This is a genomic window from Pseudomonas sp. GW458-11-26-14-LB4, from assembly GCF_059423925.1.
This window is the reverse complement of sequence record NZ_JBWKYU010000004.1, coordinates 160,296-184,010: the sequence shown is the minus strand read 5'-3', so window position 1 is coordinate 184,010 and position 23,715 is coordinate 160,296. Positions and strand designations below refer to the sequence as shown.

Annotated in this window: 24 protein-coding genes; 10 read left to right on the top strand and 14 right to left on the bottom strand. The window is 62.4% G+C overall.

Features of this window, described 5'->3' with window-relative positions; translation table 11 throughout:
• Nucleotides 1-243 precede the first annotated feature (243 nt).
• Nucleotides 244-1,581 carry an MFS transporter gene (locus AC07XZ_RS07560; RefSeq protein ID WP_064599596.1) on the top strand — a complete coding sequence of 446 codons (1,338 nt, stop codon included), beginning with the start codon at nucleotides 244-246 and terminating at the stop codon, nucleotides 1,579-1,581.
• A 60-nt stretch (nucleotides 1,582-1,641) separates the two neighbouring features.
• Here AC07XZ_RS07560 and AC07XZ_RS07555 read toward each other — a convergent pair whose 3' ends face one another.
• The 4 genes from AC07XZ_RS07555 to AC07XZ_RS07540 all read right to left on the bottom strand — a co-directional run bounded on the left by AC07XZ_RS07555 (nucleotide 1,642) and on the right by AC07XZ_RS07540 (nucleotide 5,359).
• Nucleotides 1,642-2,520 (bottom strand): DMT family transporter, encoded by an 879-nt coding sequence (locus AC07XZ_RS07555; protein ID WP_102686339.1) that lies wholly within the window; start codon nucleotides 2,518-2,520, stop codon nucleotides 1,642-1,644.
• 66 nt (nucleotides 2,521-2,586) lie between these two features.
• The gene (locus tag AC07XZ_RS07550) at nucleotides 2,587-3,402 is read right to left on the bottom strand and encodes a sugar phosphate isomerase/epimerase family protein (protein ID WP_102686340.1); all 816 of its coding nucleotides are present in this window, start codon (nucleotides 3,400-3,402) and stop codon (nucleotides 2,587-2,589) included.
• A 2-nt stretch (nucleotides 3,403-3,404) separates the two neighbouring features.
• Nucleotides 3,405-4,466 (bottom strand): Gfo/Idh/MocA family protein, encoded by a 1,062-nt coding sequence (locus AC07XZ_RS07545; protein ID WP_102686341.1) that lies wholly within the window; start codon nucleotides 4,464-4,466, stop codon nucleotides 3,405-3,407.
• Between the two features lie 116 nt (nucleotides 4,467-4,582).
• On the bottom strand, nucleotides 4,583-5,359 hold the full coding sequence (locus AC07XZ_RS07540) for an IclR family transcriptional regulator (RefSeq protein WP_085747681.1): 777 nt from the start codon (nucleotides 5,357-5,359) through the stop codon (nucleotides 4,583-4,585).
• 177 nt (nucleotides 5,360-5,536) lie between these two features.
• Here AC07XZ_RS07540 and AC07XZ_RS07535 point away from each other — a divergent pair, with 177 nt between their 5' ends.
• The 4 genes from AC07XZ_RS07535 to AC07XZ_RS07520 all read left to right on the top strand — a co-directional run bounded on the left by AC07XZ_RS07535 (nucleotide 5,537) and on the right by AC07XZ_RS07520 (nucleotide 10,122).
• Nucleotides 5,537-7,273: an FAD-dependent oxidoreductase gene (locus tag AC07XZ_RS07535; protein WP_173892708.1), complete on the top strand. Its 1,737-nt coding sequence runs from the start codon at nucleotides 5,537-5,539 to the stop codon at nucleotides 7,271-7,273.
• Nucleotides 7,257-8,090: an aldo/keto reductase gene (locus AC07XZ_RS07530; protein WP_102686342.1), complete on the top strand. Its 834-nt coding sequence runs from the start codon at nucleotides 7,257-7,259 to the stop codon at nucleotides 8,088-8,090. Before AC07XZ_RS07535 ends, AC07XZ_RS07530 begins: the two co-directional genes overlap by 17 nt.
• A 190-nt stretch (nucleotides 8,091-8,280) precedes the next feature.
• On the top strand, nucleotides 8,281-9,168 hold the full coding sequence (gene ypfJ / locus AC07XZ_RS07525) for a KPN_02809 family neutral zinc metallopeptidase (RefSeq protein ID WP_039771788.1): 888 nt from the start codon (nucleotides 8,281-8,283) through the stop codon (nucleotides 9,166-9,168).
• On the top strand, nucleotides 9,169-10,122 hold the full coding sequence (locus AC07XZ_RS07520; protein WP_102686343.1) for a hypothetical protein: 954 nt from the start codon (nucleotides 9,169-9,171) through the stop codon (nucleotides 10,120-10,122).
• 30 nt (nucleotides 10,123-10,152) lie between these two features.
• Here AC07XZ_RS07520 and AC07XZ_RS07515 read toward each other — a convergent pair whose 3' ends face one another.
• From AC07XZ_RS07515 to AC07XZ_RS07505, 3 genes are all read right to left on the bottom strand, one after another.
• Nucleotides 10,153-10,746 (bottom strand): HAD family hydrolase, encoded by a 594-nt coding sequence (locus AC07XZ_RS07515; RefSeq protein ID WP_102686344.1) that lies wholly within the window; start codon nucleotides 10,744-10,746, stop codon nucleotides 10,153-10,155.
• A complete protein-coding gene (gene tesB / locus AC07XZ_RS07510; protein ID WP_007958750.1) occupies nucleotides 10,743-11,612 on the bottom strand; it encodes an acyl-CoA thioesterase II in 870 nt (289 codons plus the stop codon). The genes AC07XZ_RS07515 and tesB overlap by 4 nt, the downstream gene beginning before the upstream one ends.
• Nucleotides 11,613-11,718: 106 nt before the next feature.
• The gene (locus tag AC07XZ_RS07505; protein ID WP_064382143.1) at nucleotides 11,719-12,288 is read right to left on the bottom strand and encodes a GNAT family N-acetyltransferase; all 570 of its coding nucleotides are present in this window, start codon (nucleotides 12,286-12,288) and stop codon (nucleotides 11,719-11,721) included.
• An 82-nt stretch (nucleotides 12,289-12,370) separates the two neighbouring features.
• On the opposite strand from AC07XZ_RS07505, the gene AC07XZ_RS07500 reads away from it, so the two are divergent.
• Both AC07XZ_RS07500 and AC07XZ_RS07495 read left to right on the top strand, forming a co-directional pair.
• On the top strand, nucleotides 12,371-13,291 hold the full coding sequence (locus tag AC07XZ_RS07500; RefSeq protein WP_064382144.1) for a histone deacetylase family protein: 921 nt from the start codon (nucleotides 12,371-12,373) through the stop codon (nucleotides 13,289-13,291).
• Between the two features lie 175 nt (nucleotides 13,292-13,466).
• A complete protein-coding gene (locus AC07XZ_RS07495; RefSeq protein ID WP_102686345.1) occupies nucleotides 13,467-14,702 on the top strand; it encodes a TIGR03862 family flavoprotein in 1,236 nt (411 codons plus the stop codon).
• 248 nt (nucleotides 14,703-14,950) lie between these two features.
• On the opposite strand, the gene rhlE1 is transcribed toward AC07XZ_RS07495, so the two are convergent.
• Together rhlE1 and yedA are read right to left on the bottom strand one after the other, a co-directional pair.
• A complete protein-coding gene (gene rhlE1 / locus AC07XZ_RS07490) occupies nucleotides 14,951-16,291 on the bottom strand; it encodes an RNA helicase RhlE1 (protein ID WP_007958742.1) in 1,341 nt (446 codons plus the stop codon).
• Between the two features lie 52 nt (nucleotides 16,292-16,343).
• A complete protein-coding gene (yedA, locus tag AC07XZ_RS07485) occupies nucleotides 16,344-17,294 on the bottom strand; it encodes a drug/metabolite exporter YedA (protein ID WP_102686346.1) in 951 nt (316 codons plus the stop codon).
• Between the two features lie 163 nt (nucleotides 17,295-17,457).
• On the opposite strand from yedA, the gene AC07XZ_RS07480 reads away from it, so the two are divergent.
• Nucleotides 17,458-17,910, top strand: coding sequence for an Lrp/AsnC family transcriptional regulator (locus tag AC07XZ_RS07480; protein ID WP_102686347.1), 453 nt, complete (start codon nucleotides 17,458-17,460; stop codon nucleotides 17,908-17,910).
• Nucleotides 17,911-18,050: 140 nt separating this feature from the next.
• Here AC07XZ_RS07480 and AC07XZ_RS07475 read toward each other — a convergent pair whose 3' ends face one another.
• The 3 genes from AC07XZ_RS07475 to AC07XZ_RS07465 form a co-directional block, all read right to left on the bottom strand.
• A complete protein-coding gene (locus tag AC07XZ_RS07475) occupies nucleotides 18,051-18,656 on the bottom strand; it encodes a 3'-5' exonuclease (protein ID WP_102686349.1) in 606 nt (201 codons plus the stop codon).
• Nucleotides 18,657-18,697: 41 nt separating this feature from the next.
• Nucleotides 18,698-19,177, bottom strand: a complete 480-nt coding sequence (locus AC07XZ_RS07470) for an NYN domain-containing protein (RefSeq protein ID WP_007958730.1) — start codon at nucleotides 19,175-19,177, stop codon at nucleotides 18,698-18,700.
• A 137-nt stretch (nucleotides 19,178-19,314) separates the two neighbouring features.
• On the bottom strand, nucleotides 19,315-20,073 hold the full coding sequence (locus AC07XZ_RS07465; protein WP_102686350.1) for a DUF2076 domain-containing protein: 759 nt from the start codon (nucleotides 20,071-20,073) through the stop codon (nucleotides 19,315-19,317).
• A gap of 178 nt (nucleotides 20,074-20,251) precedes the next feature.
• Here AC07XZ_RS07465 and AC07XZ_RS07460 point away from each other — a divergent pair, with 178 nt between their 5' ends.
• Complete coding sequence (locus AC07XZ_RS07460; RefSeq protein ID WP_218189661.1) at nucleotides 20,252-20,926, top strand: YciC family protein; 675 nt, start codon at nucleotides 20,252-20,254, stop codon at nucleotides 20,924-20,926.
• Between the two features lie 74 nt (nucleotides 20,927-21,000).
• Entirely contained in the window at nucleotides 21,001-22,077 is a 1,077-nt protein-coding gene (locus AC07XZ_RS07455) for an endonuclease/exonuclease/phosphatase family protein (RefSeq protein WP_102686351.1), read from the top strand.
• 2 nt (nucleotides 22,078-22,079) lie between these two features.
• On the opposite strand, the gene AC07XZ_RS07450 is transcribed toward AC07XZ_RS07455, so the two are convergent.
• Together AC07XZ_RS07450 and AC07XZ_RS07445 are read right to left on the bottom strand one after the other, a co-directional pair.
• The gene (locus AC07XZ_RS07450; protein WP_102686352.1) at nucleotides 22,080-22,916 is read right to left on the bottom strand and encodes an ABC transporter ATP-binding protein; all 837 of its coding nucleotides are present in this window, start codon (nucleotides 22,914-22,916) and stop codon (nucleotides 22,080-22,082) included.
• Nucleotides 22,904-23,707, bottom strand: a complete 804-nt coding sequence (locus tag AC07XZ_RS07445; RefSeq protein WP_064599626.1) for an ABC transporter permease — start codon at nucleotides 23,705-23,707, stop codon at nucleotides 22,904-22,906. Before AC07XZ_RS07445 ends, AC07XZ_RS07450 begins: the two co-directional genes overlap by 13 nt.
• Nucleotides 23,708-23,715 lie beyond the last annotated feature (8 nt).

Genomic DNA, 23,715 nt, shown 5'->3' with positions numbered 1-23,715 from the left:
GGAAATTGCGCCGCTTTTATAGGGTGAGCGAATTATTGGTCCCGGTTTTTCATTGAGCAATTTAAACTGTACTACCCGGTTAGTTTTGCGTGCGATTATCGAACAGAATGCCGGTTTGGCGAATTGACGATTTTTCGTCCACTGCCCAACATCCGTCTCACCTTGAGTCCGGAACTGAACCACCGGTCGCAGCGTGCACAAGAAAAGCACACCAAATAACAAATCCAAAAACGGGTGGAACACATGATTCCTTCACAGACTTCCCGCATGGCTCCGGCCATGAGCACTGCCACGGGTGGCATCGGCGACAAGATCCGCGGCGCCATGGCCGTCGGCAAGACCCGTTGGGGCATGCTGGCGCTGGTGTTTTTCGCCACCACGCTGAACTACATCGACCGCGCCGCTCTCGGCGTCATGCAGCCGATCCTCGCCAAGGAAATGAGCTGGACGGCGATGGACTACGCCAACATCAACTTCTGGTTTCAGGTCGGCTACGCGATCGGCTTCGTGCTGCAAGGACGGCTGATCGATCGGGTCGGCGTCAAGCGCGTGTTCTTCTGCGCGGTGCTGCTCTGGAGCCTGGCCACCGGCGCCCACGGCCTGGCGACCTCGGCGGTGGGCTTCATGGTCTGCCGGTTCATCCTCGGCCTGACTGAAGCGGCGAACTACCCGGCTTGTGTGAAGACCACACGCCTGTGGTTCCCGGCCGGCGAGCGCGCCGTGGCCACCGGCATCTTCAACGCCGGCACCAACGTCGGTGCGATGTTCACCCCGATGCTGCTGCCGCTGATCCTTCACGTGTGGGGCTGGCAGGCTGCGTTCCTGTGCATGTCGGCACTGGGCGGGATCTGGCTGCTGTTCTGGGGCCTGAAGTATTTCAACCCGGAAGATCACCCAAACGTTAAGCAGTCGGAGCTGGAATACATCCAGAAAGAAGTCGAACCGGAACAGGCCCGCGTGCCGTTCTCGAAGATCCTGCGCATGCGCGGTACCTGGGCCTTCGCCCTCGCTTACTCGCTGACCGCGCCGGTGTTCTGGTTCTACCTGTACTGGTTGCCGCCGTTTCTCAATCAGCAATACAACCTGGGCATCAACGTTACCCAGATGGGCATTCCGCTGATCATCATCTACGTCACCGCCGACTTCGGCAGCGTGGGCGGCGGGATTCTGTCTTCGTTCCTGATCGGTCGCGGCATGAACTCGATCAAGGCGCGGCTGCTGTCGATGTTCCTGTTCGCCTGCTGCATCATCGGCGTGGTCATGGCCGCCGGCTCCGCCAACCTGTGGATCGCGGTTGCCGCCATCTCTCTGGCCATCGGCGCGCATCAGGCCTGGACAGCGAACATCTGGAGCCTGGTGATGGACTACACGCCCAAGCACATGATGAGCACGGTGTTCGGTTTCGGCGGCATGTGCGCGGCGATCGGCGGGATGTTCATGACCCAGATCGTCGGCCACATCCTGACCGTCACCAATAACAACTACACCGTGCTGTTCACCCTGATTCCGGCGATGTACTTCATCGCGCTGACCTGGATGTACTTCATGGCACCGCGCAAGATTCCTACCGTTACCGAGTAGCCCTTCAATACTAAGTAGCCTTCCTGCACTGACCGGCCTGATCTCAGGCCGGTCACGTCTTCAGCGCAGGCTCTGCTGCCACGCTGCCGCCAGCCCGCTGCAACAGATCACCGCAATCCCGATCACCGTCATCAGGGTCGGCGTGTGAGCAAACAGCAACCAGCCCAACAACCCCGCAAACACAATCTGGCAATAACCGAACGGCGCCAGCAACGCCGGCGCGGCATGGCGGAACGCCTGGGTCAGAAACAGGTGCGCGGTCATTCCGCAACTGCCCAGCGCCAGCATCAACAAGGCATGCCCCAGACTCGGCACCTGCCAGAAGAACGGCACCAGCGCACTCATCACCAGCGTGTTGCACAACCCGGCGAAAAAGTTGCTGGTGGTCGGGCTGTCGATTTCCGCGAGCTTGCGGGTGAGCAACTGATAGAAGCAGAAAAACAGCGCCGAGCAGAACGGCAACAGAATCGCCGGGGTGAACAAGTCACCGCCCGGATGGACGATGATCAGCACACCGATGAACCCGCACACCACCGCGATCCACTGACCGCGCGTCACCCGTTCCTTGAGCAGCGGCACCGACAGCGCCGTCACCAGCACCGGAGCAAGAAAGTTGACCGCCGTGGCCTCGGCCAGCGGGATGTACAGCAACGCTGTGGTGAAAAACAGGCTGGTGCCCAACAGGCACAACGCCCGCGCCAACTGCCACAACGGACGTTTGGTGCGCAGCACGCGCAGCCCGGACTGCGGCAGGAAAATCCCCGCCATCAGCAGCGTGTGCACCAGATACCGCGCCCACACCACCATCACGATCGGATAAAAACCCGAAAGGTATTTCGACAGCGCGTCGTGGCTGGAGAACAGGAAGGTTGCCACGACAATCAGCAAGATCCCCTTGAAGGGTTGGTTGACGCCGGAAAGCGGAGTGCTGACGGTCATGGGCTCTCTCTGAATGAAAAATAAACGGTGACGAGGACGCGTGCGCCCTCGCCCCTTGAAGCAGACTTATAGCCGGGCCAACAATTCCCGTGTCCGGTCGATCGCCATTTGCGCCCGCTGTAAACCACTCACGCCTTGCTCCAGCAATTTGACCGTGGGAATTTCCAGACTCAGGGGAAGGTTAGCCGGAAGACTGCGCAACAAACCGATCAAGTCACAATCGCCCTCGCCGGGAAACCGTCGTTCATTGCGAGCCTGACGCAAGATCTCGGCCATGTCCGTCGGCCTCGGCCCGGCAACATCGCACAACTGTGCATAGCGCAGCCGCGAGGGCGGCACACCGTCCAGATCCTCCAGCCGCGATCCGGAACGGTCGAAGTGAAACGCATCGACCAGTACCGCCCCGTTTTCGCGCCCGGCCTTGTCGACGATGCGCAACGCCTGTTCGAGATTGCGCGCATCGGTCCATGGCATGAACTCCAGATGCGGATGCAAACCGTAGGGCGCCGCCAGATCGCAGAGTGCCGCGAAATTATCGGTGAGCCGCTGTTCGTCAGGATCGTTACCGGCGACCAGCAATTCACTGGCACCGAACTCCGCGCCGACGCTAAGCAGTTGTTCGAAATCCGCAACCACCGTCTGCGGTTTCAAACGCAGGATTTCCACGTCGAGCACGCCGATTCCGGTGTCACGCAAACGCGCCAGTGTCTGACGCCGCAAATCGCCATCGGCTACCAATGGAAAGTGATATTCCTCGGGCGTCGCCGGCTCCAGACGCAGGCCGACATGGCTGTAACCGGCACGGGCCGCGACCTCGACCATCTCGGGTGGCGACAACTCCAGCACGGTCAGGCTGGCGAGGGACAGAATTCGTTCATTCATGTTCAGGCCTCGATCTGCGCAGGTTCGGTGGCGCGACCGCTGGCCGCTGCTTCACGGATGGCCTCGACCAGCGCCAGAGTGCGGGCGGCATCGGCGGCACTCACCAGCGGTTCAACCTCCCGTCGCGCCACGCGGACGAAATGCTGCAACTGCAACCGCAGCGCTTCATCAGGCGTGAACGGTTCATCGACCGACAGCAACGGCTCGTGCCAACCGGCGTCCACCTGATCGGCGCGGTAATGCCAGCGCTTGAGCTGCGGAATGCTCAAGGCTCCGGCCGTTCCCGCCAGCAAGTAGCAAGGTTGATCGGCCTGGCGCGGATAGGCCGGGTTTTCCCCGGAGTTCAACTCCCAGCTCCACGGCGCCGCCACCGCATCGGAACCGGTCAGCGTACCCAGCGCTCCGCCGTCGAACTGCAGCAGGATCGCCGCGCTGTCTTCATTGGCAAAACCACGCAACGCACGGTCGGTGATCGCCTGCACCGAACGCACTTCGCCGCACAGATGACGCAGCAGATCGAGGTCGTGAATCAGATTGGTCAACAGCATGCCCGCGCCCTCTTCGCGCCGCCACGCGGTTTCGAAATACTGGTCAGGCTTGCGCAGTTGGAACAACGCAGTCACCAGAGTCAGCCGCCCCAATGCTCCGCCCTTGACCAGTTCATGGGCCCGCACGATCAACGGATTGTGCCGCCGATGATGGCCAACCAGCACCGGCACGCCACTGCGTTTCACCGCCGCCACCAGTTCCCGCGCCTCATCCAGGTTTACGCCCACCGGTTTTTCCAGCAACACCGGAACACCAGCGGCGAGACAATCCAGCGCAGTGCTGACGTGCTGATTATTCGGATTGGCGACGATCACGGCGTCTGGCCGGTTCTGCTCCAGCATCTGACGGTGATCGGTGAAATGCGCCACACCCCACTCCGCCGCCAGGGCCGGTGCCTGAGGGCCGGGATCGGCCACGGCGCATAACATGGCCTCAGTGAGATGTTTCAGGTGCCGGTAATGTTGCTGGCCCATGTTACCGGCGCCGATCAGGGCGATGCGAAGGGGCGGGTTCAAGGTGCGATCCTCTTGTGATTGTTGTGGGAAAACTCACTCAATCAACAATTTAGAACCCGGTTCCAGATTCTCACACCCGCCCGACTGAAAAGTGGGCGAACAGCGCACAGCTTTGCTTAAACGAACAATTCCGAGGCCAGGCTGGCCGCCGACAGCTCCTCGGTGAAAGTTAGCAACAGCGGCGCCAGTTCATGCAATCGCGCCCCCGGCATCCGGGCGCTTGGGCCGGCGATGCTGAGCACGCCAATCACCCGACCATCGGCGGGATGTTTCACCACGGCAGCAATCGCCGACGTGCCCACCGCCGAGCTTTCCTCTACACATGCATACCCCTGCTCCCGCGCCACGCGCAGGCGTTCGAGCAGTTCAATATTGGAGCGCGGCGCGTTGGGCCCGATATCCGCCGGCACCTCCGCGCCCTGGCGCTCGACCAGCGACAACGCCTCGGCGTCGCTCATGCACGCCAGCCACGCATGGCCCGACGCGGTGTAGAACAGCGGCGCATCGCGGCCCATGTCCGGGTCGTAACGCAGACCGGTGCGCGCACCCTGGGCCTTGGCAATCCAGGTCTGGCGCTCGCCGTCAATCACACCAAGGCGCACCAGCTCACCGGTTTCCTGGGCCAGTCGATCGAGCACCGGCTGCAAAATGTCGGCACCGCTGCTCGACAGATATTGAAAGCCCATCGCAACCAATTTGGTGGAAAGGTGATAGCGCAACGTTTCCGGATTCTGCCGCACGTAACCCAGGCGGATCAGCTCGGCGAGCAGGCGGTGCGTCGCGCTCTTCGGAATATCCAGTTGCTCGGCCAGGGTCTGCATCGGCAGCCCGCGCGGATCACTGGTGAGGCTTTCCAGCACGCTGAAAACCCGTTCGATTTGACTGCCGGCCATGGTGCGCTCTCGGTGAAGTTTCGCCGATTCTAGAAGACATCCCAAGGAATGCGAAATCTGGAACCCGACGTCCGATAACCGCCCACTTTGCGCGTCAGTCGGTTGATCTGCTTCGCCCGCACTGGTTATTTTCTGGAACATGATTCTAAAAACAACTGATTGCTGGAGCCCTTGCTGATGTCTGCCCTTCCCGATATCGACTGCGACGTTCTGGTGGTCGGCTCCGGCGCCGCTGGTTTGTCGGCCGCCGTCACCGCCGCCTGGCATGGCTTGAAGGTCATCGTGGTAGAAAAGGATCCGGTGTTCGGCGGCGCCACCGCGTGGTCCGGCGGCTGGGCGTGGGTGCCGTGCAATCCGCTGGCCCGGCGCGCCGGGATCGTGGAAGACGTGGAACTGCCGCGCACCTATCTGCGCCACGAACTCGGCGAGCACTACGACCCGGCCATGATCGACGCCTTCCTTGAAGCCGGCCCGCGCATGGTGGCGTTCTTCGAACAACACACCGCCCTGCAATTCGCGGACGGCAACGCCATTGCCGACATCCACGGCGAAACACCGGGCGCCGGCACCGGCGGACGCTCGGTGATTGCAGCGCCCTACGACGGACGAAAGGTCGGGCGCCTGCTCAAGCGTCTTCGTACAACCATGCGCGAAACATCGTTCATGGGCATGCCGATCATGGCCGGCGCGGACCTGTCGGCGTTTCTCAATCTGACCCGCTCGTTGTCGGCGGCCTGGCACGTGACCCGGCGTTTCACTCGCCACCTGCTGGACCTGGCGCTGTACGGCCGGGCAATGCAACTGGTCAACGGCGTGGCGCTGGTGGCGCGGCTGGCGAAATCCGCCGAAGACCTCGGCGTACTGCTGTGGGAATCGGCGCCAGTGACGGAACTGCTGCGCGACGAATCACGCATCACCGGCGCTCGCGTGCACACCGCGAAAGGCCCGGTCACTGTCCATGCGCGCAAGGGCGTGGTGCTCGCGGCCGGCGGATTTGCCAACGACATCGAGCGGCGCAAGGCCTTGTTCCCGCGCACGCCCACCGGTCACGAACATTGGGCGCTGCCACCCTTGGGAGTGAATGGCGACGGCCTGCGACTGGGCGAAACCGTCGGAGCCCGGGTCAACACCGATGTGGCCTCGCCCGTGGCGTGGGCACCGGTCTCGCAGGTGCCACATTCCGACGGCAGCATCGGCCATTTCCCGCACATCATCGAACGCGGCAAACCGGGCGTCATCGGCGTGCTGCGCAACGGCCAGCGCTTCGTCAACGAAGCCAACGGCTATTACGACTACGTCAGCGCCATGGTCGCCGCCGCCCCCGAAGGCGAAGAGGTCGCGTCCTGGCTGATCTGCACCCGCGCGTTCCAGCGCCGTTACGGGCTCGGCATGTCTCGGCCGTTTCCGGTGCCGGTGTCAGATTTTATCCGCAGCGGCTATCTGAAAACCGGCGATACCCTGGAGGAATTGGCCGGCGCATGCGGCATCGACGCGAAGGGTTTACGCGCCACCGTCGATGATTACAACCACCATGCCCGGCACGGCGAAGACCCGCTGTTCGGTCGCGGCTCGACCCCGTACAACCGCAAACAGGGCGATCCGGCGCAACAGCCCAATCCGTGCGTGGCACCTATCGAACAAGGCCCGTTCTACGCGGTGAAGGTGCAGCCGGGCTGCTTCGGCACCTTCGCCGGGCTCAAGGTCAACCCGCATGCGCAGGTGCTCGACGCCGAAGACCGGCCCATCACCGGGCTCTACGCGGCCGGTGGCGACATGGCCAGCATCATGGGCGGGCATTATCCGGCGGGCGGGATCAACCTCGGCCCGGCGTTGACTTTCGGTTACATCGCAGCCCGACACATGGCGGGCGTCACGGCTTTCGAACAGGAGATCGACCATGCAGCACATCGTTAACAGACAAGGACTGAACCTGCCAAAACTCGGCCTCGGCACCTGCCCGATGCTCGGCGACGAATGCACCCGCGCCGTAGAACAAGCCCTGGAACTCGGTTACCGACACATCGACACAGCGGCGGCCTACAACAACGAAGACGCAGTCGGACAGGCCCTGGCGAATACGCCGACACCCCGCGAGCAGATTCACGTCACCACCAAGGTCTGGTGGGACCAGTTGCAACCGGATGCCATGCGTCATTCGCTGGATCGCAGCCTCAAGGCATTGCGCAGCGAGTACGTCGACCTGTTCATGATCCATTGGCCGACCACCGACTGGGACCTGCCGCGCACCCTTGAAACCCTCGCGTCGTTCAAGGAGCAAGGTCTGGCTCGCAACATCGGTGTGGCGAATTTTCCGCTGCCGCTGCTGCGCAAAGTCGTCGAGGAATACGGCATTCCTCTGTCAGCCATTCAGGTCGAGTACCACGTCCTGCTCGGACAAAACGCCCTGCTCGACTACGCCCGTCAACACGATCTGGCGCTGACGGCCTACACGCCGCTGGCACGCAACAAGGTCTCGGAGATTCCTCAGATTCAGCAGATCGCTGAAAAACACGGCGTGCTGCCGACTCAAGTGGCGCTGAAGTGGCTGCTGGATCAGGACAACGTCGCGGCGATTCCCAAGGCCAGCAGCAAGACCAATCAACTGGCCAACCTGGCCTCGCTGAATGTCAAACTGGATGACGACGACCGGGCGCTGATCGCTGCGTTGTCCAAGCGCGAACGTCAGGTCAGCCCGGACTTCGCGCCGGTATGGGATGCCTTCGACCGCTGAAATCTGACCCGGCGAAAGAAAACCGCCGGCGGATTGAATTCCCGGCGCTCGCGCTCGTCAATAACAGGCCCGACCTCGTCACCCCGAGGCCGGGCCTTTGTGCGTGTGTACGAATAGACGGACGACCGGACTGGCGCCACACTCACACACCAGCAACACTCATCACCACGATCAGACAGAGGATTCCCACATGCTATGGAAAAAAGGCCGACGCAGTGACAACGTCGTCGATGCCCGTGGCGATGACATGGGCGGTGGTGGCGGTATGCGCTTCGGCGGCGGCAAGGGCCTGAGCCTCGGAGCGATCCTGCTGATCGTCGGCATCGGCTGGATCACCGGCCAGGACCCGCTGCAGATCCTCGGCCAGCTCACCGGGCAGATGACCGAACAATCGGCCCCTACTTCGCAGACCCGTCAGGCACCGCCGGCCAACGATGAACAGGCCGAATTCGTGCGCTCGATCCTCGGCGACACCGAAGACACCTGGGGCGCGATCTTCCAGCAGGCCGGCCGGCAATATAAGGATCCGACCCTGGTGCTGTTCAGCAACCGGGTCAATTCCGCCTGCGGTCTGGCGACCTCGGCCACCGGCCCGTTCTATTGCCCGGCAGACCAGAAAGTCTATCTGGACATGGCGTTCTTCCAGGAAATGGCCCAGCGCTTCAAGGCCGCCGGCGACTTCGCCCAGGCCTACGTGATCGCTCACGAAGTCGGACATCATGTGCAGACGCTGCTCGGCGTCTCGGCGAAAATTCAGACAGCCCGCCAGCAAGGCCGGCAGATGGAAGGTGACGGCGGTCTGCTGGTGCGTCAGGAACTGCAAGCCGATTGCCTGGCCGGGGTCTGGGCCTACAACGCGCAGAAGCGTCTGAACTGGCTGGAACCGGGCGACATCGAAGAAGCCTTGAACGCAGCGAACGCCATCGGTGATGATCGCCTGCAACAACAGGGTCAGGGCCGTGTGGTGCCGGACTCATTTACTCACGGTACGTCGGCGCAAAGGGTGCGCTGGTTCAAAACCGGATTCGCCCAGGGCCAGGTCGGCCAGTGCGATACCTTTGCGGCGAAAAACCTGTAAATGCATAAATGGCTGTTGGCTTTACTGTTCATCGGCGGCACCGCCCAAGCGGCCGGCGTCGACGCAATCAGTCCCGGGCGTCTGCAATTGCAGGCCGGCGAAATGGCGGTGGGCATCGGCCCGGCGCCGGCGAAAATCGAGCGCGTGCTGATCGTCATTCATGGCCGCCTGCGCAACGCCGAGACCTATCGCAAAAGCGGCGAAGTCGCGGCGGAACTGGCCGGGCAAACCGCCAACACCCTGGTGATCGCCCCGCAGTTTCTCAACGAAAGCGATGTGTCGCTCTACTCGCTACCCGCCAGCGTGCTGCGCTGGCAAGGCAACGAGTGGATGGGCGGCGGGTTATCCACAGGGCCGAATCCGCTGAGTTCCTACGCCGCACTGGACGAAATCGTCGGAAGGCTGAGCGATCGCAAGCAGTTTCCGGACGTGAAGCAGATCGTGATCTTCGGTCACTCCGGCGGTGCCCAGGTGGTGCAGCGTTATGTGCTGCTGGCCCAGGAACAGCCGGCGCTCAAGACCGAAGGCATTCGCTTGCGTTATGTGGTGGCCAACCCGTCGTCCTACGCCTACTTCAATGAGCAACGCCCGGTGGCCTTCGATCATGCGAAGTGCCCGGGTTTCAACCGCTGGAAGTACGGTCTGGTGGACCCGCCGATCTACGCGGGTGGGCAAACGCCCGCGCAGCTTGAAGGCCGTTACGTCAAACGCGAGGTGATTTATCTGCTGGGCCAGCAGGACACCGACCCGCAGCACCCGGCGCTGGACAAGAGCTGCGCCGCCAAAGCCCAAGGGGCTTATCGACTGGAGCGCGGGAAGCTGTTTTTCGGTTACTTGCTGCGTCGTCACCCTGAAGGGATCAATCAGCGCCTGATCGAAGTGCCCGGCGTCGGGCATAACGGCGACGGCATGCTGACCTCGCCGGAAGGCCAGAAAGCACTGTTCGAGCAATAAAAAACGGGGGCCGAAGCCCCCGTTTTTTTTTCAAGCGAACAACATTCGCCGCAACTCCACACAATCCTTCGCATGCCAATCGGTCAGCTCCGGCCACGGATTATCCGGCAGGTTCACCAGCACCGTGTGCGTACCCGCTGCCCGACCGCAGTCGAGGTCGAAGCGGTAATCTCCGACCATCACCATCTCGCTCGCCGGCACTTGCCAGGCTTCGGCCAGTTTCAGCAAACCGCCCGGATGCGGTTTCGGCGGCGCTTCCTCGCGACCCAGCACATCCTCCACCGCAAAGCAGTCGGCCAGGCCGATGGCTTCCAGCGTCACGTGGGCCAGCTCGCGCGCATTGCGGGTCAGGATGCCCAGGCGATAACCCCTGGCGTGCAGGTCGCGCACCAGCTCCACCGCGCCGACCGCAGGGGTCGAGCCGAGCGCCAGATCGCGCTCATGCTCCAGCAGCCACGCATGTTTCGCCGCTGCTTCCTCGGCGGGCAATGCCGCGAGGTGGGTAAGGATGTCGTCCTCCGGCGGGATCGCCAGCGCCACGCGAATCGCCGCGAAGTCATGCACGGCGACGGTCAGGGTGCCGTCCATGTCGAACACCCAGTGCCGCACATCCGCCAGACTCATGCCCAGTCCTTGCGATGACGGATCAGGCCTTCCTGGGTCACCGACGCCACCAGTTGCCCGGCGCGGTTGAACACGCTGCCCCGGGAGAACCCGCGCGAGTTGCCGGCCCACGGACTGTCCATGGCATAGAGCAACCAGTCGTCGGCGCGCAGGTCATTGTGGAACCACAGCGCGTGGTCGAGGCTGGCGACCTGCATGTCTTTCTGCCAGACCGATTTGCCGTGAGGCAGCATCGAGGTGGTCAGCAGACCGAAGTCCGAGGCGTAGGCCAGCAGGTATTTGTGCAGCGCCGGGATGTCGGCCAAGGCGCCGTCGGCGCGGAACCACACGTACTTGACCGGATCCGCCGGTTGCGGGTTGTACGGGTCTTTTTCGGTGACCGGGCGCACTTCGATCGGCTTCGGGCACAGCAGCTTTTCGCGCATGTGTTCCGGGATCAGGTGCGCGCGTTGCTGGGTCAGTTCCAGCTCCGACGGCAGGTTTTCCGGGCCGACCACTTGCGGCATCTGGCTCTGGTGTTCGAAGCCTTCTTCGTCGTACTGAAACGACGCGCTGCAAGTGAAAATCGGGTGGCCCTTCTGGATCGCGGTCACGCGGCGGGTGCTGAAACTGCCGCCGTCGCGCACGCGGTCAACCGAATACACCACCGGCAACTTGGCATCGCCCGGACGCAGAAAATAACCGTGCATCGAATGCACATGACGCGCTTCTTCAACGGTCTGACTGGCCGCCGACAGCGACTGGCCCAATACCTGGCCGCCGAACAACTGGCGAAAGCCCAGATCCTGACTGCGACCACGGAACAGGTTTTCCTCGATCGGTTCGAGGGTCAGCAGATCCACCAGATCTTCCAACACTTGGCTCATTCAGACTCTCCTCACACAACGCTATGCCGCGCAGTCCTGACTGCGGCGGCCAATTCAGATTCTGGCGCGAGCCAATGATCGCGCCATTGTAAACGTCCGTGTCGGCTTAGCCATGCAGGGTCTGCAGCCATTGCTCCCGGGTGATGCGGTACAACACATGTCGACGCAACGGATGGTCGACCGCCAGTTTCGGGTGATCAAAATCGTCGGCTGGATCGTGATGCATGCCGATCGCCTGCATGACTTTTTCCGACGGCAGATTGCTCTGCGCAGTGAAGGACACGATTTCCTTCAGGGCCAACCGGTCAAAACCGCAGCGCAGCGCGGTCCACGCCGCCTCGCTGGCATAACCGAGGCCCCAGTGTTCCTTGGCCAGCCGCCAGCCGATTTCCACCGCCGGGGTGAACGGCGCATCGAAGCCGACCACGCCGAGCCCGGTAAAACCGATGAACTCGCCGCTGTCCTTGCGCTCCAGCGCCCACAGGCCATAACCGTGTTCGGCAAAATGCCCGCGCACCCGGCCGATCAACGCGGCGCTTTCCAGCCGGCTCAAGGGCGCGGGGAAGTAGCGCATCACCTGCGGGTCGGCGCACATTGCCGCGAACGCCGGCAAATCCTCGTCCTGCCATTGGCGCATCAGCAGCCTTGCGCTTTCCAGCTCCAGTATCGGTTCCATCCCGCCCCTCCGCTTGATGCCGTCAGTCTACATCGCTGTTAGGCTTTGCACTCTTTCCTGCAGCCTTTATGAATAGTCCACCATGCCGTTGCCGCTGATCTACCACGAAGACTACAGCCCGGAATTCCCGGCGGAACACCGCTTCCCCATGGACAAGTTCCGCCTGCTGCGCGATCACCTGGTGGACAGCGGCCTGACCCGCGACGAAGACCTGCTGCGCCCTGAACTGTGCCCCGCCGACATTCTCGCCCTGGCCCATGACCGCGGTTATATCGAACGCTACATGAGTGGCGAGTTGTCCCGCGAAGACCAGCGGCGCCTCGGTCTGCCGTGGAACGAAGCCCTGGCCCGACGCACGGTGCGGGCGGTCGGCGGTTCGATTCTCGCGGCAGAGAAAGCCCTGGAACATGGCCTGGCCTGTCACCTCGCCGGTGGCACCCATCACGCCCACTACGATTACCCCGCCGGCTTCTGCATCTTCAATGACCTGGCGATCATCAGCCACTACCTGCTGCAAAGCGGCCGGGTGAACCGCGTGCTGATCTTCGACTGCGACGTGCATCAGGGCGACGGCACTGCGCGGATTCTGCACAACACCCCGGAAGCAATCACCGTTTCCCTGCACTGCGAAAAGAACTTTCCTGCACGCAAGGCCGAAAGTGACTGGGACATTCCGCTGCCCAACGGCATGGGCGACGCCGACTACTTGAAGGTTGTCGATGACGCGCTCAACTATCTGCTGCCGCTGTATCAGCCGGATCTGGTGCTGTACGACGCCGGCGTCGACGTGCACAAGGACGACGCCCTCGGTTATCTGCAACTGACCGACGAAGGCGTCGCCGCCCGCGATGAAAGTGTGATGCGCCACTGCCTGGGCCGCGACATCCCGGTGGTCGGGGTGATCGGCGGCGGTTACAGCAAGGATCGCCACGCCCTCGCCCGCCGCCACGGAATCCTGCACCACAGTGCGCAGCGCGTCTGGCAGTCATCGGGTTGTCATTGAGTTGTGCTGCGTTACCCACAATGGCTGTGGAACGGCCTGTGGATAACCTGAGCGAAAGGGACTACAGACCATGCTGAACATGGCCTGCAGCGCGCTGGTTGTTTTTTGATCAGGCCTGACGATGGCCGCTGCTGCTAGAATGCGCCGCTTATTCCGCCACGCTATTGCCGCTGCCATGACCCAGACTTCCGCCGCCCTTCCCGCTCACGTCGCCATCATCGGCGGTGGCCCCGCCGGCCTGATGGCCGCCGAAGTGCTGAGCCAGGCCGGAGTCCGCGTCGATCTGTACGACGGCATGCCCTCGGTGGGCCGCAAGTTCCTGCTGGCCGGGGTTGGCGGCATGAACATCACCCACTCCGAAGCCTACCCGGCATTCCTCTCGCGCTACGCCGAACGCGCCCCGAACATCGCACCGCTGCTGCGCGCGTTCGACGCCGACGCACTGTGCCGCTGGATTCACGAACTGGGCATCGAAACCTTTATCGGCAGCTCCGGCCGGGTGTTCCCCACCGACATGAAAGCCGCGCCATTGCTGCGCGCCTGGCTCAAGCGCCTGCGCGACAGCGGCGTGGTTATCCACACCCGCCACCGCTGGCTCGGCTGGGACGAAAACGGCGCGCTGCGCATCGACAGCCCGGAAGGCGAGAAAACCCTCAACCCCGATGCCACCCTGCTCGCCCTCGGCGGCGGCAGCTGGTCGCGACTGGGTTCCGACGGCGCGTGGATGCTGCCGCTGGAGCAACGCGGCGTAGGACTGTCGCCGTTGCAGCCGAGTAACTGCGGCTTCGAGGTGCAGGCCTGGAGCGAGTTGATGGTCAGCAAATTCGCTGGAGCACCGTTGAAAAACATCGCCATCGGTTTGAACGACGATGTTCCGCGTTTGGGTGAATGCGTGATCACCGCGACCGGCATCGAGGGCAGCCTGATCTACGCGCTGTCAGCGCCGATTCGTGAGGCGATCAATGTGCACGGTGCCGCGACCATTCACATCGACCTGCTGCCCGGTCGGCCTGTGGATAAATTGCAGGCGGCGTTGAGCAAACCACGGGGTTCGCGCTCGATGGCCAAGCATCTGCACAGTCAGGTCGGGATTGATGGGGTGAAAGCGGCGCTGTTGCGAGAGCTCACTGGTGCTGCGACGTTTGCTGATCCGGCAATATTGGCCCGGGCGATCAAGGCTTTGCCGCTGACGCTGGTGAAAACCCGTCCGCTGGACGAGGCGATCAGTAGTGCCGGCGGGGTGACGTTCGAGGCGATGGATGAGCGGATGATGCTCAAGGCGTTGCCGGGGGTGTTTTGTGCGGGGGAGATGCTGGATTGGGAAGCGCCGACGGGCGGGTATCTGCTGACGGCGTGCTTTGCCAGTGGCCGGGCGGCGGGGTTGGGGATGCTGGACTGGTTACGACGCTGAGATCGGGTCGCCCCTTTCCCCTCACCCCAGCCCTCTCCCGGAGGGAGAGGGAGCAGACCGCGGTGTCTGGCGTCATACATCGACCTGAAAGACCGAGTCGTTTATGGATTTATCGATCAAGTGTTTTTCATAACTTGAGTTCGACTCGATATTTCAGGTCGACGTAACTCGCAAAAACAACTCGATCAGTCCCCTCTCCCCCCGGGAGAGGGCTAGGGTGAGGGGGCTTTTGATCTTTAAGGCAATCTTTAAGGCTTACGCTTACGCGGCCCGGTATTAAACACCGGCACTTTACGAACAGGCTTGATCGAAGGCTCCGGCGCCTGAGTCTCGCCGCTGTCCACCCACTTGCCCAGATTGCGCTTGCCACCGCCACCACCGGAAGCTTTCGGCTTCTTCGGTTTCTTCGGCTTCTTGATCACCTGGCCACTGGCATCGGTGTCCGGCACGCGGTGCTCCGGCACGAAGTCCGGCTCAACCTCACGCTTCAACGTGCTGCGAGTCAGCATTTCAATCGCCGACAACATGTTCACTTCATCAGCGCACACCAGCGAGATCGCCTCACCGGTCGAACCCGCGCGGCCAGTCCGGCCGATACGGTGAATGTAATCCTCGGCCACGATCGGCAGATCAAAGTTGACCACCAGCGGCAAATCTTCGATATCCAGACCACGGGCAGCAACATCAGTGGCCACCAGAATCTGCACTTCGCTCAGCTTGAACCGATCCAGCGCCCGCTGCCGGGTCGCTTGCGGCTTGTCGCCGTGGATACCGTCGGCGTTCACGCCCAGGCCCTGAAGTTTCTCGACCAGCGCGTCCACACCATTACGGGTCTTGGCGAACACCAGCACCTGCTTCCACTTGTTCTTGCGCATCAGGTGCACGAACAGTTCCGGCTTGCGCTTCTTGTCCACCGTCACCACCCACTGCTTGACGGTGTTGGCGGCGACGTTGCGCGGGCTGACTTCGATGCTCTGCGGATCGTTGAGCATCTGCCCGGCCAGCAGGCGGATGTCATCGGAGAAGGTCGCGGAGAACAGCAGCGTCTGCCGCTTCTTCGGCAGCGCGCGATAAATGTTCGCCAGCTCTTCGGAAAAGCCCAGGTCGAGCATGCGGTCGGCTTCGTCCAGCACCAGAGTTTGCAGCTGGTTGAACTTCAGCGCGTTCTGGCGGAACAGGTCGAGCAGACGGCCCGGGGTCGCGACCAACAGATCGACACCGCCGCGCAGCTTCATCATCTGCGGGTTGATGCTGACGCCGCCGTACACCGCGTAAGTACGCAGCGGCAGGTTCTCAGCGTACTGGCGCACGGCTTCGTGGACTTGCTCGGCCAGCTCGCGGGTCGGCACCAGAATCAGCGCGCGCACCGAGTTGGCGGTGACTTTCGGCCCTTCCATCGCCAGCAGTTGCAGCAGCGGCAAAGCGAAACCGGCGGTCTTGCCGGTGCCGGTCTGGGCCGCGGCCATCAGGTCGCGACCGGCCAGCACGGCCGGAATGGCTTGCGCCTGCACCGGCGTCGGGGTCTGGTAGCCGAGCTTCTCGAGGGAGCGCAGCAAGGGTTCGATCAGGCCAAGGGTGGCGAAAGTCATGGGAGTACCGTAGGAAAAATCAGAGCAAGTGTGCGATGGCGCGCAGTTTACCCTAATTCGCACGCTGCTCCGTCGCTATGACCTTCGCTGCGGCAGCCGGCTCGCTGACCACCGGCGGCCGCGCCGGACGCCGCCACTGTGGCAGACTGATCAGCACCACCGCGCCGATGATCACCAGCATCGCCAGCGCTTCTTCGATGCCGATGGTCTCGCCGACAAACACGATCCCCAGCAACACCGCCACCGCCGGGTTGACGTAGGCATAACTGGTGGCTGCCGCCGGACGAACGTTTTTCAACAGATACATGTAAGCGTTGAAGGCGATGATCGAGCCGAAGAAGATCAGGTACGCCAGCGCCAGCCAGCCTTCCAGCGGCGGCATAGCCTGCAGGTGTTCACCGCTGGCCGCGCTGCCGATCAGCAACACCGCCCCACCAACCAGCATTTCCACGGCACTGGCCATTGCGCCCTGAGGCAGCGGCAGGTGTTTGCTCCACACCGAACCGAACGCCCAGCTCGCTGCCGCGAAAATCAGCAACGCCGCGCCCAGCGGACTCGATTGCAGGTTGGAGCCCATGTTGAGCATCGCGATGCCGATAATCCCCATCACCACCCCGGCCCACTCCAGGCGGGTGTTGCGCGCCCCCCAGAGATAACCGCAGAGCAAAGTGAACAGCGGCACCGTCGCCACCGCCAACGCCGCGACACCCGAGGCCACGCCACTGTGCTCGGCCAGCGTCACCGCGCCGTTACCGAAACTGAGCAACAGAATCCCGATGATCCCCGCCGCCTTCCACTGCGCCCAGGTCGGCGCCGGTGCACCGCGCCAGCGCAGAAACGCGTACATCAGAGTGCCGGCAATCACGAAGCGCACACCACCGAGCATCAGCGGCGGCCAGTACTCGACGCCGATGCGGATCACCAGATAGGTCGATCCCCAAATCACGTACAACGCAAAAAACGCAGCGATCAAGGGCAAGGAAAAACGGCGCAAGGCAGACATGGGCAGCTCGAAAGTCAGACTCAGTGGATTGGTTATTCTAGAAAGGCCAACCGCTAAAAATAAGTTACAAAACCTGTTTATAGCGCCGGTACACTTTTGAAAACACGGAGATCGACGGTCTTAACCGCGATTTCGAAAGTCTGGCATTTTCAGGAGTCCGACCTTGGACAAATACGACCGCATGCTGCTCGGCGCCCTGCTCGAAAACGGTCGCGCGTCCTACGCCGACCTCGCCCGCAAAGTGAACCTCTCCGCCCCCGCCGTCGCCGAGCGCGTGGCCAAACTTGAGGCGGCCGGAGTAATCACCGGGTATCAGGCGAACATCGACCTGTCGAAAATCGGCTTGCCGATCCAGTGCGTGATCGAATTGCGCCTCCACCAGAACGGCAGTCAAAAGGTCTACGACGAACTGGTGAAAATTCCGCAACTGACCGAGTGCTTTCGAGTGACGGGCGATCCGTGCGTGATCATGAAGGCCGCGGTGGGTTCGATGACCGAGCTGGAAGAGCTGATAAACCGGGTGGCGAAATTCGGGTTCAGCAAGACGTCGATCGTGTTGTCGAGTGCGATAGAGAAGCGGGTGCCGCTCGGCCATATCGAGGGCAACACCAAGTAACCTTCCCGTCCCGCTCGTTCCCACGCTCTGCGTGGGAATGAAGCCCGGGACGCTCTGCGTCCCATTCGAGAGCTGGAACGCGGAGCGTCCCTTGAGGCATTCCCACGCGGAGCGTGGGAACGATCAACCGGGGCCGGAATTCAGCGATAGCGTTGCAAGTGCTCAACCACTTTAGCAGCCGGGACTTTCTGCAATTTGCACAGCAAGTCGTGCGATAGCTCCCGCACCCCATGCTTGTGCCGCAGTTCATCCGCCAGATGCGCCAGCAAATTCGCCGCCATCTCCGCATCCGCCATCGCCCTGTGCGCCTGGCCGGTGTGCGGCAATTGGGCGAAGGTGGTGAGCGTACCGAGCTTGTGGTTCGGCGCCGCCGGCATCAGGCGGCGCGCCAGCAACAGCGAGCAGGCAAAGTTCTGCAAACGGGTGCGTTTGATCCGGCCCAGTTCGAAGTCCCAGAACTTCTGGTCGAACGCGGCGTTGTGCGCCAGCAAGGGGGTGCAGCCGACGAATTCGTTGACTTCGTTCATCACCCGCTCGGCCGACGGCGCGGTGCGCAGCATGGCGTTGCTGATGCCGGTGAGTTGTTCGATGAAGGCCGGGACGCGCACGCCGGCGTTCATCAGGCTCTGGTAACGCTCGACGATGCGGCCGTTTTCCAGCATGACCACGGCAATTTCCGTGGCCCGGCAGCTGCTGCTCGGCGAGATGCCGGTGGTTTCAAAGTCGATGACTGCAATGCGTTCCAAACCGGGTTGTACTCCGTCCAAATCAAGTCTTGAGCTTGCGCTCAATTTTTCAACAGCAGTGCGCCTTCGATCGGCACGTAACGGCTGGCGGCGCGGATCAGCGAGTTGGCCGTAAGGCCGGGAACGCCGTAGGCCACCGCTTGCACGCCGTGTTTGTTGATGATGCGTTCGAGCAGCATGTCGAAATCGCCGTCACCGGAGGCCAGGACGATTTCGTCGACGTGATCGGCGGCGTCCATGATGTCGAGGGTGATGCCCACGTCCCAGTCGCCCTTGGCCGAGCCATCGCTGCGCTGGATGTAGGGTTTGAGTTTTACGGTGAAACCGAGGTTGCGCAGGATCTGCTGGAACTGCTGCTGTTTGCTGTCGCCCCGGTCGATCGCATAGGCGTAGGCCTCGACGATCTGCCCGTGCTGGCTGACATCCGCCCACAGCGCCGCGTAGTTGAAGTGGCAACCATAGGCCTGACGCACGGTGTAGTAGAGGTTCTGCACATCGGCGAACACTGCGATTTTTTTCACCGGAGTTCCTGTGAGCGCTGACGCGCATGAGCCGGATCAGGCACCAGGCCCGAAAAAGGCGCTCAGTATGCCAGCCCGAAGGAAGGTTCCGCGAATAATCGGCCCGGGGCGATCAGGCGCCCCGGACGAATGGTGAGTCAGACGAAGGAATCGTCGTCATCGAAGAACGATGAGTTGTCATCGCTGTAGTCGGTGTCGGTAAAGCCACCCTGGTCATTACCGTAGGAGTCGTTGTTGGCCATGCGCTGATCATCACCCCAGCCGTTGTTGCTCTGGTCGTTGACCTGAGCTGGCTCTTCCTTGATGACTTCGACGATTTCTTCCGGCTGCTGGTTGTGATGGAACAGGCTGCTGATGCCTTGTGCCAGCATCACGCCACTGGCCACACCGGCGGCGGTTTTCAGGGCGCCGCCGAGGAAGCTGCTGCCGGCCGCCGGGGCCGCTTGTTGCTGGCCATAACCCGGTGGTGGCGCGCCGAAGTTCTGTTGCGGCGCAGGCGCACCGAAGTTCTGCTGAGGTGCCGGTTCACGCCAGCCGCCAGTGGAGGTCGGGGCGCTCTGGGTCGGTGCCGGGCGCGGGCTGCTGCCACCGAAGATGCTCGACAGGAAGCCACCACCGCTGGAGGCCGGCGGCGCGCTCTGGGCCTTGGCCGATTGCAGTTTGGCCTGCAATTGCTTGACCTGTTGAGTCAGTTGTTTGTTCTGTTCGTCGAGGCTCTTGAGGGCAGCCTCCTGCACCAGAATCGCCTGGGTCATGAAATAACCTGCGGCCGGCTGGCGCGTCAGGTGTTCCTTGATCCGCGCTTCAGCCAGTGCGTCGCGCGGGGCTGCCTCCGTTTCGGCCTGTTGCAGCCGGGAAAACAGTCCATCGATCAGGGTTTGTTCTTCGCTGTTCATGGCGACCTCGTAGATTGCCGGGGATAACGTTGCCCTCCTCCACATCGGAGAAGGCGCACCTCTGTAATGGAGGCAGCAACAGAATGTTTCAATGACCTTTACCGAACGTTTACGTTTGCGCAGCGAAACGGATCATCGGTTAAAGTGGGCCACTGTTTTTGACCTGCGATACCGACTGATGAATGCCTTCGATGTGCTGCGCGACTCCCTGTATTTCTTCAAACGCAATCTGGGCCGGATCGTCCAGTTGTGCCTGCCGCTGGTGATTGTCGAAGCCGTGCTGCAACAGGTGGTCGACCATGCCAGCGACCCGGACGGTTACTCGGCCATCAGCGTGATCGTCGGCCTGCTGGTCTATCCGCTGTACACCGCCGCGCTGATTCTGTTTCTCGACGCCCGCACCCGCGGCGAATCCCCGCAAACCCGCGATCTGCTGGCGATGGCCGCTCGCCTGTGGCCGCGCTTTGCCCTGCTGACTGCGCTGAACACGCTGTTGATCCTGCTCGGTCTGTCCCTGTATTTCCTGCCGGGGCTGTGGCTGATGGTCACTCTGGCCTTCGGTGAATACCTGCTGGTGCTGCGCGGTTACGGTCCGCTGCAGGCGATGAAGGAAAGCCTGCGCCTGAGTCGTGGGCATTTTCTGCGGATTCTGGTGTGCATTCTGTGTGTGATGGGGCCGCTGTGGCTGCTCAAGGGCCTGACTTTGCAGGTCTATCCCGATCCGCAGAATCCTTTGATTGCGGTGCTGATCGACAGTGGCCACAGCTTCCTGCAACTGTTCACTAGCGTGGTGCTGTTCCGCCTGTTCATGCTGATTAGCGAATTGCCCGACAAACGTGACGGAATAGTCTGACTGCACCGAGCTTGGGCTGATGGATGGGTCTCGGGTATGCTCGGGACCACTTCCGTATCGCTATAAGCCGAGCCATGACCCGTCTACTGCGCTACATCCTGTTGCCCGTACTGCTCGCCCTCGCCCTGATCGGCACGCTGATCTTCAGCCTGACCTGGCGCCCCGACGCCCGGGAAACCCTGCCGGTCAGCTGCACCGGGCAACCGCCGACGCTGGTGCCCGGCCAGGCCCTGAAAGTCATGACCTGGAACGTGCAATACCTGGCCGGCAAGCGCTACGTGTTCTGGAATGACCTGGCGCAAGGCGACGACGAAGCCCCGACCCCGGAAGACATGGCGTTCAGCCTCGATGAAGTCGCGAGAGTGATCCGCGACGAACAGCCCGACGTGGTGCTGTTGCAGGAACTGGATGACGGCGCCAAGGCCAGCGACTACCAGAACCAGCTCAAGCTGTTGCAGGAGCGTCTGACCGACCTCTACCCGTGCAGCGCCCACGCCTTCGACTGGAAGGCCGATTTCGTCCCGGATCCGCACATCTTCGGCAGCGTCGGCCGGCAGCTCGCCACCCTCAGCCGCTACCGCATCGAACACGCCGAGCGCCTGCAATTACCGGTGCAGCCAGCGAACCTCATCAGCCGTCAGTTCCAGCCGAAAGATGCGCTGCTCGCCACCACTTTGCCGCTCAGCGATGGCGGGCAACTGGTGGTGTTCAACACCCATCTGGATCGCGCCACCCAACCGGACGACACCTTGCAAGCGCAGGTGACAGCGGTGGCCAAGGTCCTCGACAAACACGAAAGCCACGGCACGCCGTGGCTGATCGGTGGTGACTTCAACCTGTTGCCGCTCGGCCAGTACCGGCGCCTGCCCACCGAGCAGCGCACGCCGTACTCCGCCGACAGTGCGCTGCATGTGCTGTGGGACAAGTACCCGATGATCCCGACCAACAACGAAGCCAGCGGCATCGACCGCGCCAAATGGCTGACCCATTACCCCAACGACCCCGGCCTCAACGGCCCGGACCGCACGGTCGATTACCTGTTCTACAGCCCGAAGATCAAACGGGTCGAAGCCACGGTGCGGCAGGACGACACCTTGCGCATCTCCGATCATTTACCGGTGATTGCGAAGTTCCTCCTGCCACCCAACTGACCTCAATGGGACTCTTCGAGATCATCGTGCAACAGCCCGAAGATCTGCCGCTTCATGTCGATGAACGAGCGCTCCATGACCATGTCCAGCGTGCGCGGGCGTTCGATCGGCACATCGAGAATCTGCTTGATCCGCCCCGGCCTGGCGCCCATCACATACACCCGATCGCCGAGCAGGATCGCTTCGTCGATGTCGTGGGTGACGAACAACACGGTCTTCTTGCTGTTGCCCCACACCCGCAATAACAGCTGCTGCATTTGCAGGCGGGTCTGGCTGTCGAGGGCGCCGAAGGGTTCGTCCATCAGCAGGATCTGCGGATCGTTGGCCAATGCCCGGGCAATCGCCACCCGTTGCATCATGCCGCCGGACAACTGCTTGGCGTAGTTGTCGGCAAATCCTGACAAGCCGACTTCGTGGACATAGTGATCGACAATTTCCTTGCGCCGCGCCGCCGGCATGCCCCGACGCTTGAGGCCAAATTCAACGTTCTGCCGCACGGTCAGCCACGGGAACAGCGTGTAGCTCTGAAACACCATCCCGCGATCCGCGCCGGGGCCCTGCACTTGCTGACCGCCAACGTAGATCTCGCCGGAGGTCGGCTCGGCGAGGCCAGCGGTGAGGTACAGCAGACTCGACTTACCGCAACCGGACGGCCCGACCAGTACCGCGAACTGCTGGTCCGGCACCTCGAACGACACTTCTTCCAGCGCGGTAAACGTACCGCCACCGGGTTTGCTGTAGCGCAGGCTGACCTTGTCCACCTGCAACCTTGGCGCGGCGTGGGCCGGTGCGGCGACCGGCTCGATGAAACGACGGTTGGCAGCGGTTACTGAGCCCATGCGGCAATCCTCAAACGCAAGAAGCGAAACAGTTGATCGGTGACCAGGCCGAGCAGGCCGATGATCGCGATGGCGAGAAAAATCACATCGACCTGAAAGCCGCGCATGGCCTTGAGGCTCAAGTAACCGAGGCCGCTCGATGCGGCGACCAGTTCGGCGACCACCAGATACGTCCAGGCCCAGCCCATGGTCACCCGCAAGGTGTCGAGCACGCCGGGCAACGACGCCGGGGCGATCACGTGCAGCACCGCGTCACGCCGGTTGGAGCCGAGGGTGTAGGAGGCGTTGATCAAATCCTTGGAGATGCCTTTGGACACGTCGGCGATCATCACCAGTTGCTGGAAGAACACGCCGAAAATGATCACCGACACTCGCTGTTCCAGACCGATGCCGATCCACAGGATGAACAGCGGCACGAACGAGGTCACCGGCAGGTAGCGGATGAAATTGACCAGCGGTTCGAGGAACGCCTGGACGATGCGAAAGCTGCCCATCAGCAAGCCCAGCGGCACCGCCACCAGCGACGACACGATGAAGCCGACCATCACCACTTCGACACTGGCCCAGACATGCTGGCCAAGGGTGCCGTCGCGGCTCAGGCGCACGGCGGCTTCGACCACCGCGCCGGGCGTCGGCAGGAACATCCCCGGCACGACGCCGCCATAAGACAACCCGGCCCACAGGCCGACCAGCAACACCCAGGCCAGCCCGCTGGCGCTCCACACCACCGGCACCGGCAATCCGGTCTTCGGCGTGATGCAGCGGCTCAGCCATGAATTGCGCTTGAACATGACCAGTC